The following is an 11,746-nucleotide window of genomic DNA, read 5'->3' as shown; positions in this document are numbered from 1 at the left end:
TCATCGGCCTTGGCTGTGAGTTGTCCGTTTTTGCTGTAGCTGTAGCGTTTGTTATGCCCGCGTACATCGGTAAATGTGGTCAGCAGATCGTTTTCCCAGAGATACGAAACTGTACGTTCATGCTGATCTGCAGCCTGGCTGATTTTGCCTTGGGCATTATACGTAAAGGTATATACCGGCGTGTTATGGCGGTCAGTGATGGAGTGCAGTTGCTTGCCCTGGTAGGTATACTTTGTGAGTATTCCCCGGCGGTCACCGGTTTCAACCATTCGCCCCTGTTGGTCGTAAAGCACATATTTTCCTTTTTTATTCTGCCAACGATAGCCGGTATCCAGTGGTTGCAGAGTAAAGGTTTTGAAATGGTATATTCCGTCTGTACCTTTTGTATAGTTGATATTGCCCTTTCTGAGCACATTTTCCTGAGCTGTTGTCTGAATACGATTAAACTCATGCTCAAACTGCCACTTGCCCTCCACATAGAGACGATATACTTTGGCATAGCCACCTGCAACCTTCACTGACATGTCAATCAGGTCATCCTGGTATTCCCGGGTAATGATGTTCACATTGGAGTGGGTTGTTTCACAGTCGTCGGGATTGCATGATCCTGAGGTTGAATCATCAGCGCATTCTTTACAGCTTGATCCTTCATCCTGGCCATTCCCCTGATTTGTAGGGCAAACCGGAGAGTTGGTTCCAGGCGCACCGGTTGAACCACTATCATCATCTGATCCATCAGCAGTTGCACCATCACTTTGGTCACTGGTATCATTGGTCTGGTCATCCAGGGAATGCACCTGCACGCCATCTACCTGGCTGCCATCTACAGATTGGCTGCCAAAATCGCTGGAGCTGAGTCCAAGGTCTGCATAGGCACTGGTTGAGAGGAAAAAGAAAATGACAATAAGATGAAGGAGCGAGCGAAGAATTGCAACGTGCATAGTGCGAGCCTGAAAAGCCAAGATTTTATATAGTAGAAATGAAAATCTTGCACATTATCATAAAGTTATCAGACGCATGCAACCTTAAAAATACACGTCTCTAAATTCTCCCTGTGCCGCAAGGATTAATTTTCATGTAGTGCTGTAAGCACGTGGACGGATCAGCTTAATTGATGTATGCAAAGCAAAGTGCATGGAAGAGTGGAAATGACGTATTTTATTGACGCAGAGGAATGTTGCCACTGCCGCAAGTGTGATTCTGTATGATGCTGCGCAGAAATATATGACTTCCCTGAATACATAGTTGATGAGCCGTCACCACGCGGAATTATGGAAATGTATTCTATGGTCTTTCCTCTTTTGATCTGTGATTACCAGTGAAATTCAGCCAGGCTTTTTTACACGGTGCGTAGGGCGCACCCTACCTTTGCCTTTCGCATGCCTCGGGCTGTAGGGTGCGTCATACGCACCAGCAGAACACCTCTTTCACTCTTCTGAATCGAATCCAAGATGGTTACTTTTGGGGGCTTACTTGCTTTGCTGTTGTGCTGCCCTGAGAATAACCGGCAATATTTGGAATAATATATCGCTTTTGTTGTTGGTTTGGGAAAAATGGACAATAACCGTGCAATCGGCAGTGATGGTGTCGGTGGTAAAAAGAATTTTTGCGGCATCTAAGGAACCACCGCAGGTACCAGTTACCTCTGAAACGACATAACCATTCTCTGGAGCCAGTGTAAAGGTTGCCGTTTGTCCGTAGGTAATGGTTTGTGTCCCTGAAGGAGTTATAGAGCCATAACTGTTATTTTTATCGACTGAAGAGGCAACCGTATACGTCTGCGTGCCGTAATCCGGCTCAATCCCGATGACGATAACCGATTCGTTTCCTATCCAATTATAGTTAGCTGCAAAGTCATCAGTAACATCATACCATCCATTGTAGGCGCCTGCCCAGCCCATGTTCAGATGGACTTTATTGGTGCTGTCTGTCTGATACCCATCAGCAAGAATTTCATGTCCACCGCTACTGCTGAAAACGGACATGACAATGGGGCGTGCTGGGGAGGCATCAAATTCTGTCTGAAACAGGCTGAACCAGGTGGCAGCGTCTGTATCGCTTCTGGCAACCTGTTGCATGGAACTTTTATACTTAAAATATATATCCAGTATTTGATCGGCATATAGGTTTGAACCGGAACTGTACAATCCCCAGTCCATATCAGCGGTTACTCCCACTTGGTAGCACAGTTTGGCCACTGCATTTTTCTGTGCCTCTGTTGATGATGCCGTAAGTGTGTCTGGCATGTTATCCCAGTCGTAGGATTCCTTGCTCAAATCAACGGTGAACGTTTCGCCGTTCCAGATATGGGTGTGAGTGCCTGTTCCAGTATCAGGCCACTGCCAGTGACGTAGCAACATGGACCAGGCAGTGGCTACACAGCCAACAAGTACGTTTTTCCCATCGATTTCAGGTAACTGGGCATTGTATGGCGATTCCTGAGTCCAGAGGGCTTGAATCAGGGGGCCAACCGTAGCTGTTTTTGCCACTGCAGACTTGCGTACTGCCGAGTCCTGTCCAAACATATTCCAGGCATCTCCAATTTGATTAGCCACGGAATCTGTGCCGGCAGCCATTTTCATAGTGGCGATATTGGAAATAACTTGGATTGCTTTATACTGACGGGGGATAAGCCATGATTCGGGCGCGCCAGCAATGGTTACGCGGGATGGAAGAAAATATCCGGTATCGGAGTAAAGTTTCACTGGTGACAGTTCATCACGGGCAGAGATAAGGAGATAACCGGCCGGGTCAACTTTCGCCAGCCAGAAGACGGTAACTTCTTCATAGATGACTGGCTCCACTGAAGCCAAGGCAGGCTCAGCTTCTTTCCAACGGTTAAAGGTGGTATGCACATAGTGAAGATACTTTTGGGCGACAAGCGTGGCTCTTGCACGGTCAACTTCTGCTGCAATGACTTGACCCAGCAAAAGCAGTGATACTATGGAGCCAAGAAAAAGTCTGAATACGAGTCTGGACAACGGGGATTTCCTGCGGTTTATATATTGTTTTTCAGGGACGCGGATGCTTTTTCAGCAATAATAATACCATTAACCTGATGAATGCTGTGAGTGTAACTTCTTTGCTATATTTTCAGTATGTTAACTAAATGTGCTGCTATTTTTCAATAAGAGAGATAAAGTCTGTTACGTGAAAAAAGGTGATTTGAATTACAGATTAGTAATTCAATGTAAAAAGATTTTTCTACATAGCTCACCACAGGAAGAGTCTTCCTGCAAACTTTTCGGAATGTCTGTTATGTATTTACTCAAAAGAGTCTTTGATTCATTGTCCAGAATACCTTTGCATTCCAGATTCCATGTGATATCTGAGTAGTATACGGAGTCTTTTCAGGTGGTTCTCATACTGCGTAATAAGAGGATTTCCCGTTGCTCTCATTTGTATCCTATGGCGCTGTCACACGACACAGGATGGTCACTAAGTGAGCAAAATCAACGCAGTAAACCAACATTTCATCGTTGATGTGATATCAGGTGTATAAATAACGATATGCAATCACTACAATATCTTTATCGGTATGGAATGGGGCCATCTTCAAGCCATACAATAGGGCCGCGTAATGCAGCACGTATTTTTCAGGAGAAAGCCCCTGAAGCAACCGCCTACCGTGTTACCCTGTATGGCAGTCTCAGCCGTACCGGGAAAGGTCATCTCACAGATAAAGCCATCATCACTGTCTTTGAGCCGGTACCCTGCGAAATTATCTGGAGCAGTGATTCATCATCCTATCATCCTAACGGCATGTACTTTGAAGCTCTGGATGATTCGGGAGCCTGTTGCAGAGACTGGACTGTGTTTTCTGTCGGTGGTGGAGAACTGCGAGAGCAGAGCTGCAGTGAAGCGGAGCATGCGCATATCTATGGGCAACGTTCCATGGCTGATTTCCTCAGGTGGACGGAGACTACGGGAAATCCTCTGTGGAAGCTGGTACAGGAGGTGGAAGGTGATAATATAATCACCTCATTTTTACCTGAAATGTGGGATAAAATGAAAGAGGCCATTGACCGGGGCCTCAAGACTGACGGAATTCTCCAGGGAGGGCTAACTCTGCCGAGGAAGGCGCGCGATTTCATGGTTAAGGCCAGAAGATTGAAAGAAAGTGAGGCCCGAACAGGGCTGCTTTCAAGTTATGCACTTGCCGTTTCAGAGGAAAACGCGGAGGGCGGCTATGTTGTCACCGCTCCCACCTGTGGTTCCTGTGGTGTTCTGCCGGCGGTTCTTTATTACCTGTCGTATGAACAACGGCACAGCGATCGATCTATCATCAAAGCTCTGGCAACGGCGGGGCTTATTGGCAACGTGGTTAAAAGCAATGCGTCCATATCCGGGGCAGAGGTAGGATGTCAGGGCGAGATAGGCGTGGCCTGTGCCATGGCCGCCGGTGCAGCTACACAAATTCTTGGCGGCTCACCCAGGCAGATAGAGTATGCTGCGGAAATGGCCTTGGAGCATCATCTCGGTTTGACTTGTGACCCTGTGCAGGGCCTGGTGCAGATTCCGTGTATTGAGCGAAACGCTTTTGCTGCAGTGCGGGCCATGGCCTGTGCAGAGTATAGCCTGTTGACCGATGGTCATCACCTGGTAAGCTTCGACAAGGTGGTGAAAACCATGCTGACAACAGGGCATGATATCCTTTCTCTCTACCGTGAAACCTCGCAGGGAGGACTGACGACAGCGTTTATGCAACCGTGATACAGGTCGGTCATTTTTGGGCAAATATTATCTGACAGCTGTCAACATGTAATGATATGGCAGCATATCATGATTGGTGATGGTATGAAAACCGGTCTGCAGCAGTTGCTCCTGAACCGTCTGTTCCGCAATGCGGATTTTTTCAGGCGGTCCCATCTCCATGGCTTTTTTCTTCCAATCAATGATTAGTAGAGTGCCCTCCGGCTTTAAAAGTCTTTTGCACTCTTCAAGCATTTGGACAGGAGCGTCCAATTCATGGTGTAGATTGATCATGTATACCAGGTCAGCCAGAGCGTCCTGCAGGGGAACATGATTCTCACTGCTGGGAACAATCTCCACTTTGGTGCGAATATCCTGCTCCAGGTTTTCCTGCATCCAGGCAATCATGGGTTCAGAAGTATCACAGGCATACACTTTATGCACAGCAGCCTGCTGGCTGAAGGGCACGGCAAAGAAACCGGCTCCGGCACCAATATCCACCAGTATGCCCTTTCCAGCTTTGCCCAGCCCTTGCCAGATCAGGGCAGGGTCCTGAAATTTCTTACGGGAGGGATCTGTTAATTTGTGGATCTTTTTAGGGTCAAATTTTTTGCTGTCTCCCATATCCCTGCTCCTTGTTACTGCTGTTGGTTGAAGTGGTTTAAATACCGTATTTTTTGCTGTAGCCTCTGGGCGTCACCATGGCATCCTTCCAGACATAGGTCTGCGAGTTGCCGATGATGACCGTTGTCTGCATACCTATATGCTCGTTTAACATATTTTCAAGGGTTGAAAGGCAAACCGTCTGATTGTCGCGGCTCGCCCCCTGAACAATACCCACAGGAGTTCCCGGGTCCCGATGTTCCAGAAATATTTCCCTGGCCCGGACAATTTGTGAGGTGCGCTTTTTGGATTTCGGATTATAGATGGCTACAACAAAATCGGCTTCCGCGGCTGCCTGCAGTCTACGTTCGATTACCTCCCAGGGAGTCATAAGGTCTGAGAGACTGATGGCGGCAAAATCATGCATGAGAGGTGCTCCAAGAACAGCTGCGCATCCATTAACCGCAGCAATTCCAGGGATCACCTCAATACGAACAGCGCTGTCTTCTGCCTTTGCCAATTCAAAGATCAGGCCGGCCATGGCATAGATGCCGGGATCGCCGCCGCAGACCAGGGCAACTTTCTTTCCCGATTCAGCTATCTCCAGTGCTTTTCGGCAACGGTCAATTTCCTGCATCATGGATGATGAGAGTATTTCCGTGGTTTCAGGAATGATATCTTCCACCAGTTCCAGGTAGGTACGATATCCAACCACCACATCCGCATTACGAATGGCAGTTGTTGCTCTGGGGGCCATGAGATCATGGGCACCGGGGCCCAGGCCAACGACATACAGGGTTGCTTCTCTGGAATCTGACTGTTGCATGGAATGACTCTTTTCTGGTTGTTTATTACGGAAGACTTTCAAGCTTATCCGTCTCCCTTGTGAGCAGTTACGGTAAATCTGATAATTCTTATGAACCCGGCACACTGGTGCCTGACCCGTGGAGGATTACTTGAACGGATCGGCTATTTGGGCAATGGCCACAGTAACTGCAGGAAACTTGGTTTTCTGTACCAGCAGGTTTTCGGCCTGAGATGCCAGTAATGCAGCTGGTTCAGCCACCGCCTTGGCCCCTGTTACCTGAAGGACTTTATTTGAGCTTGCCTGCACATCTACCTGGTTAAGTTGGTCACTTGTGTAAAACTGCAAAGGGATATTGTTTTCCCTGGCATAATCAAGTAATCCCTGCTCATTTTGTTTCAGGTCCACTGAAGCCAGCATTGCAATGGCAGAGACACTTAAATTATTTTCGCCACAGGTTGTGGCGATAGCTTCCGCAATCACAGCCTGCGGTGTATCACGACGACAACCAAGGCCTACAGCCAGCGCTTTGGGATGCAGTACTGCGGCGTTTCGGCTTTCCAGGTTGCGGCAGGTAATATACAGGTCCGCAGTTTCAGGTGTATTCACTTGTTTGAGATCTTCCGGCAGTGCAGGAAGCGGCAGTTCGCTGTAGACATGTAGACTTCCCTTATCAACCAGCCTGCCCATTTTCCTGGTCAGGGTTTTAAGGTCCTGAATCTGCAGATTACGTTTTGCGCACCAGAGATCCAATGCTGTATGACCGAGCACATCTGAGGCCGTGGTAATTACAGGATCGCCTCCGGTAATCTCCGCAACTGTTCGGGCCAGGGTGTTGGCACCCCCGATGTGACCGGAGAGTAAAGAGATGGCGAATTTGCCGAGTTCATCGCATACGACGACTGCAGGATCCTGCCGTTTATCCTGCAGCAGCGGTGCCATGGTACGCACAACAATGCCGGTGGCCATAATGCAGATAATAGCCTCATAATCCTGCCAAACTTTACTGAAAGTGGCTGCCATGATGCCTTTGCAAGGGTAAAAGTCGGCCTTCAAATCTGCAGCAATCACTTTGCCAAGTTCACCTGCACCTCGGGTTATAGCCAGGACTGCAGTTTTCATAGGCTTTTGCTGCGGTATTCGTGGCTGAAATCTGAAGCATAGAGTTTGGATGCCTTGGTGCTTGCTTCATCCAGGGCCGGGCCGACAATGATCATGGCTGTTTTACGAATCCCTGACTCCTTGATCCGTTCGCCGATGTTTTCCAAGGTTCCCCTGACTATGGTCTGGTCAGGCCAACTCGCCTTTTCAACTATTGCCACAGGAGTTTGCGGCATGTAGCCGCCTTCCACCAGTTCTCTGGTGACCGTATCGATCAGAGAGACACTGAGGAAAATGCACATGGTGGCCTGTGCCCGGGCAAGGTTTTTCAGCGATTCTGGTTCAGGTACCGGTGTGCGGCCGGCCTGGCGGGTAAAGATGACTGTCTGGGTTACTTCCGGGACGGTCAGTTCTTTTTTCAGCGCAGCAGCAGACGCAAAGGCTGAGCTGACTCCGGGGATGACCTCGTAGGGAATCTCCTGTTTGTCCAGTTCCTGCATCTGTTCCCGAATGGCACCATAGATCGCTGGATCGCCAGTGTGCAGGCGGACCACCAGTTTGCCGTCTCTGTGTGCCTGAACCATCATGTCAATGATTTCCCGAAGATCCATGCCCGCGCTGTCAAAACAGGAGCAGGAAAGATCTTCCACCAGTGCTTTGTTGACCAGGCTGCCTGCATAGATTACCAGGTCTGCCTGGTCCAGCAGACGCCTGCCTTTCACTGTGATCAGTTCCGGATCGCCAGGTCCTGCGCCGACAAAATAGAGGGGGTGTGTATGTTGTTGTGCGGTCATTGAGTACACCTGTAATGTTTTTTGCGGATTAGCATAGTGGAAAAGTAATGCAGCTTTTTACCCCGTGTTTCACGAATATCGGTGTAGACATGTTCATCAGGCATCCCGCAACGTTCAATCAGGGTTGCGTGGTTTAGCAGATCAAGCTCTGTGAGCAGATCGATCAGTTCATCCATGCGCCGGTACACTTTCATCAGGATGACGGCATCCAGAGAGGTCAGGATTGAGCGAAGTCGTTCATCTTCAAAGGTCGCCGGAACAACGGCGAGAACATCGTCACCCAGGGCTAAAGGCATGTTCATCCCCGCCGCACAAGCTGACATGGCTGTTATACCCGGTATGATGGTGACACGTGTATCAGGCCGCCTTTCCAGGATCATGGTCAGTAGATAGAAGGCTGTGGAATACATGCCCACGTCGCCGAGTGTGGGAAAGGCAACATCCTGTCCTTTGTCCAGCAGAGCGATGACTTCATCGGCGGATGTTTTCCAGGCTTCGGCCTGTTCAGGGTCAACCTGCGCGCCGAGAACAACCTTTTTCATGATAAAGCTCAACTCAATAATGGTCTTTTCATGGGTATCGATGAGACCGCCTACTATTGCCAGGGCACTGGACGTACCATTTGATCTTGCTTTGGGTACTGCCCAGACAGGAGTCGACTTGAGGATGCGGACAGCCTTGTAGGTCATGAGCTCTGGGTCACCGGGACCAACGCCGACCAGGTAAAGGTGTCCTGCCGTGTTTACTGTTTCCATGTTTTCTTACACCCTGTAATAATAGTAATGGGGTTAAATTGTTGTGTTTCGCGTTCCGAAAAGCTTGTCCGGGTAACGGAGACTGTTGCTGTTTCCACAAGCAGTCCCTGTTGGTGTAAAAGTTGTGGAGCAAGTTCCGCAGTTTTTTTCAAGACCGCATTGACTACGATACGTCCAGACTCCGGCAATTTAGCCGCAGCCAGTTCTATGATATTTTCCAGTCTTTTACCGCTACCTCCGATAAAGACTCGATCCGGTGCAGGAAGACCGGCAAGGGCATCCGGAGCTTCCCCATCGATTACGTGGATATTGCAGGCATTGTAAGCGAGAATATTTTTACGGATGTTGTTTTGTTCTTCCTGTTTTTTTTCTATGGTGTAGATGGCCAGTTCAGGACACATGCGTGCAGCTTCCAGAGATACGCTGCCGGACCCCCCGCCTACGTCCCAGAGAACACCTTGTTTGGGTAATCGGAGTTTGTGCAGACTTGCAGCGCGGACTTCATCCTTGGTGATCAGCCCACGGGAATGGTGTACTTCGTGCTCCTGCAGGCCAAAGCTAAACGGCAGGCATGCCGGAGCTGGTTGCGTGACAAGCATCATGTTGAGCGGACTGAAGCTGAGAGCTGCAATCTCTTCAAGGGTGCCGCTGGTCAGGCGCTCATCCTCAAGGCCGAGGTTTTCAGCCACCCTGACGTTGATAGCCTGAAGACGCTGCAGGTCATTATATCTGGTGAGATGTTCCATCAGGGTAGAGGCTATGGTGTCCGGGCTGTTTCTGTGATCAGTGAAGAGCATCACCTTTTCATGTGCCAGTACCCGGGATGCGGCATATTGTGCTGATCTGCCATGCAGGCTGAGGATAGTAAGGTCGTCCCAGGGCGTTTTAAAACGGGCACAGGCAAGCTGCAAGGCTGACAGCGCAGGGTGGACGGTAATCTGTTCTGCTGGAAAATGGTGCAGCAGAGTCCGGCCGATGCCGTAGAACAGAGGATCGCCACTGGCAAGAACAGCAACATTGCCTTCCAGCAGGGCTTTTTCAGTACGTTGGATCATCTTGTCAATGGGCGCTATGGGAATACAACGCTCAATGTTGAGCCCAAACTGCTCCTGGTGGCGTTTGGATGCAACCACTGCTGGGCACTCAGCCAGCAGTTCTTTCTGTTGAGCTGACAGGTCTGACCCGCAGATTCCTATGAGTTCAATATGGTTCATGGTGTACCACTCCTTCTTCAGAGGTCACCAGGTATACTGACACCGGCAACCCGGACCATTCGCGGGCCTGTTGCTGCGCTCTGACGCATACTGTTGTAATCAGGTCCATACGGCCTGCCGCTCTCAGGCGATTATAGATTTCTCTGGCTGTATTGGCCTGGGACATGTCGTCTGCTTCACTGGCAGGGAGTCCAATTTCTTCAAGCAGCTCTGCCACCTGGCTTGGGTGTAATGCTCCATGGCGTACGTGGGTCTGGGGAACGGCAAGGGCTGCTTTAAGAAGCTTGGCCCACATGGTGGCGAGTACAATATGGGTGAAGCCGTTTCGCCTGGCTGCTTCCAGGGCATAGTGCAGGTAATCGCCCATCATGACCTGCGCCTCTTCCGGGAGATGCAGGATATCCTGAACGGCTTTTTCCGAGGTCCGGCCCGTGGAGAGAATAACAGTGTCCAGCCCGGCGGCCCTGGCCACACTCATGGAAGCTTCGATGGTATCGGTCCAGGCTTTGGCTGAAATGGGTCGGACGATTCCTGTTGTACCCAGGATTGAAAGACCGCCAAGAACACCGAGACGATGGTTCAGTGTTTTTTCAGCAAGCTCCTCACCATTACGGACAAAAACCCTGATATCCAGGGCAGGATTATCCTGGTCGCTTTCTGCGATGGCTTCCTGGATGGCATGTATGATCATCTGGCGGGGTATGGGGTTGATGGCTGGTTCGCCAACAGGTACGGCAAGGCCTGGTTTGGTAACTGTGCCAACCCCTTCTCCACTTAACAGGCGAAACTGTGCAGTGCCCGGTTCCCAGATGGATTCAACGATTTCAACTCCTATTTCAGCTCCATTGGTAACATCCGGGTCATCTCCGGCATCTTTTATTACCGAGGCTGTGGCAGTATGATCAAGCATTCTGCAGTCATGCAGGGTAAATATGTGTTGAGTTTCATCTGGGAAGGTAATGGTAACCTGAGACGGCGCCCTGTTGGTGAACAGCAGCAGTGCTGCAGCTTTGGCCGCAGCAGCTGCGCATGCACCGGTTGTGTATCCGGAGCGTAAAGGGCGCTGTTTTTTTTCTGAGGTCATGAGATCGTCCTGTGTGCCCTCATGCAAGCCGTAATAGCGCATTCAGTGCCGCAACTGCTACGGGAGTTCCCCCTTTTCGTCCCAGGGCAACTATATGCGGGTAGTCTTTCTGGTGAAGGATTTCTTTGGATTCAGCGGCATTGACAAATCCCACTGGCGCGCCAATGACCAGATCCGGGCTAAAGGTTCCCTGATCAATGAGGTGCATAGCTTTAATCAGGGCTGTAGGGGCGTTGCCGACGGCCACTATACCAATGTTCATGTCAGCAGCTCGTTGAAAGGCGGCATCGGAGCGAGTGGTACCCATTTTTTCGGCAAGAGCAGCTGTTTCCGGCTCGTTTACCAGGCAGATCAATTCACAACCAAACTGTTTGAGCAGTGGTTTGGAAACACCGCTTTTTGCCATGTTGACATCAACGAGAATGTTTTTGCCTGCCCGGATAGCCTTCAGACCTGAAGCAATGGCCTGGGGATGAAATCGAAGGTTTTCGGCAAAACTGAAATCAGCGGTAGCATGGATGATTCTGCGAACCAGAGCAAACTCATCTGGAGAAAAATCCGTTGGGCCCAGCTCTCCTTCAATAATGCGGAAACTTTCTGCCTCAATATCCTGTGGTGCTACATTTTGCAAAGTTGTCATAGTGTTTCCTTCATAATTGATCACGGGGTACGTAGCCCCTTGCTTGAGATAACCCTTT

General features: G+C 49.7%; 11 protein-coding genes. 1 reads left to right on the top strand and 10 read right to left on the bottom strand.

Annotated features, from left to right (window positions below):
* Together G493_RS0120740 and G493_RS0120735 are read right to left on the bottom strand one after the other, a co-directional pair.
* Positions 1 to 941, bottom strand: a 941-nt coding sequence (locus tag G493_RS0120740) for a hypothetical protein (RefSeq protein ID WP_028581925.1), incomplete at its 3' end; no start/stop codon positions are given.
* 528 nt (positions 942 to 1,469) lie between these two features.
* Positions 1,470 to 2,981, bottom strand: coding sequence for a C10 family peptidase (locus tag G493_RS0120735; RefSeq protein WP_028581924.1), 1,512 nt, complete (start codon positions 2,979 to 2,981; stop codon positions 1,470 to 1,472).
* A gap of 529 nt (positions 2,982 to 3,510) precedes the next feature.
* Between G493_RS0120735 and G493_RS0120730 the strand changes: the two genes are divergently transcribed.
* Positions 3,511 to 4,713 (top strand): L-serine ammonia-lyase, iron-sulfur-dependent, subunit alpha, encoded by a 1,203-nt coding sequence (locus G493_RS0120730; RefSeq protein WP_028581923.1) that lies wholly within the window; start codon positions 3,511 to 3,513, stop codon positions 4,711 to 4,713.
* Positions 4,714 to 4,740: 27 nt separating this feature from the next.
* Here the strand turns inward: G493_RS0120730 and G493_RS0120725 are convergent, their stop codons facing one another.
* The 8 genes from G493_RS0120725 to G493_RS0120690 all read right to left on the bottom strand — a co-directional run bounded on the left by G493_RS0120725 (position 4,741) and on the right by G493_RS0120690 (position 11,688).
* A complete protein-coding gene (locus tag G493_RS0120725; protein WP_028581922.1) occupies positions 4,741 to 5,316 on the bottom strand; it encodes a class I SAM-dependent methyltransferase in 576 nt (191 codons plus the stop codon).
* A gap of 37 nt (positions 5,317 to 5,353) precedes the next feature.
* A complete protein-coding gene (gene cobJ / locus G493_RS0120720) occupies positions 5,354 to 6,121 on the bottom strand; it encodes a precorrin-3B C(17)-methyltransferase (RefSeq protein ID WP_028581921.1) in 768 nt (255 codons plus the stop codon).
* Between the two features lie 126 nt (positions 6,122 to 6,247).
* Positions 6,248 to 7,222 carry a cobalt-precorrin 5A hydrolase gene (locus G493_RS0120715; RefSeq protein WP_028581920.1) on the bottom strand — a complete coding sequence of 325 codons (975 nt, stop codon included), beginning with the start codon at positions 7,220 to 7,222 and terminating at the stop codon, positions 6,248 to 6,250.
* Complete coding sequence (gene cobM / locus G493_RS0120710; RefSeq protein ID WP_028581919.1) at positions 7,219 to 7,995, bottom strand: precorrin-4 C(11)-methyltransferase; 777 nt, start codon at positions 7,993 to 7,995, stop codon at positions 7,219 to 7,221. Before cobM ends, G493_RS0120715 begins: the two co-directional genes overlap by 4 nt.
* Positions 7,992 to 8,750 (bottom strand): precorrin-2 C(20)-methyltransferase, encoded by a 759-nt coding sequence (cobI, locus tag G493_RS0120705; RefSeq protein ID WP_028581918.1) that lies wholly within the window; start codon positions 8,748 to 8,750, stop codon positions 7,992 to 7,994. The genes cobM and cobI overlap by 4 nt, the downstream gene beginning before the upstream one ends.
* Positions 8,738 to 9,964 (bottom strand): precorrin-6y C5,15-methyltransferase (decarboxylating) subunit CbiE, encoded by a 1,227-nt coding sequence (gene cbiE / locus G493_RS30480; protein WP_051309701.1) that lies wholly within the window; start codon positions 9,962 to 9,964, stop codon positions 8,738 to 8,740. Before cbiE ends, cobI begins: the two co-directional genes overlap by 13 nt.
* A complete protein-coding gene (locus tag G493_RS0120695) occupies positions 9,951 to 11,048 on the bottom strand; it encodes a cobalt-precorrin-5B (C(1))-methyltransferase (RefSeq protein ID WP_028581917.1) in 1,098 nt (365 codons plus the stop codon). The genes cbiE and G493_RS0120695 overlap by 14 nt, the downstream gene beginning before the upstream one ends.
* 19 nt (positions 11,049 to 11,067) lie before the next feature.
* Positions 11,068 to 11,688 (bottom strand): precorrin-8X methylmutase, encoded by a 621-nt coding sequence (locus tag G493_RS0120690; RefSeq protein ID WP_028581916.1) that lies wholly within the window; start codon positions 11,686 to 11,688, stop codon positions 11,068 to 11,070.
* Between the last annotated feature and the right edge of the window lie 58 nt (positions 11,689 to 11,746).

This window comes from Desulfogranum japonicum DSM 18378, assembly GCF_000429945.1.
GTDB classification, from domain to species: Bacteria; Desulfobacterota; Desulfobulbia; order Desulfobulbales; family Desulfobulbaceae; genus Desulfogranum; species Desulfogranum japonicum.
Note: the sequence above shows the minus strand (reverse complement) of the source record. Positions and strands in the feature narration are given on the sequence as shown.

Coding starts and splice junctions, on each gene's coding strand:
- G493_RS0120715 (WP_028581920.1), bottom strand. CDS start 7,222: ATGAAAACTGCAGTCCTGGCTATAACCCGAGGTGCAGGTGAACTTGGC.
- G493_RS0120725 (WP_028581922.1), bottom strand. CDS start 5,316: ATGGGAGACAGCAAAAAATTTGACCCTAAAAAGATCCACAAATTAACA.
- cobJ (WP_028581921.1), bottom strand. CDS start 6,121: ATGCAACAGTCAGATTCCAGAGAAGCAACCCTGTATGTCGTTGGCCTG.
- G493_RS0120695 (WP_028581917.1), bottom strand. CDS start 11,048: ATGACCTCAGAAAAAAAACAGCGCCCTTTACGCTCCGGATACACAACC.
- cobI (WP_028581918.1), bottom strand. CDS start 8,750: ATGGAAACAGTAAACACGGCAGGACACCTTTACCTGGTCGGCGTTGGT.
- cbiE (WP_051309701.1), bottom strand. CDS start 9,964: ATGAACCATATTGAACTCATAGGAATCTGCGGGTCAGACCTGTCAGCT.
- G493_RS0120730 (WP_028581923.1), top strand. CDS start 3,511: ATGCAATCACTACAATATCTTTATCGGTATGGAATGGGGCCATCTTCA.
- G493_RS0120690 (WP_028581916.1), bottom strand. CDS start 11,688: ATGACAACTTTGCAAAATGTAGCACCACAGGATATTGAGGCAGAAAGT.
- cobM (WP_028581919.1), bottom strand. CDS start 7,995: ATGACCGCACAACAACATACACACCCCCTCTATTTTGTCGGCGCAGGA.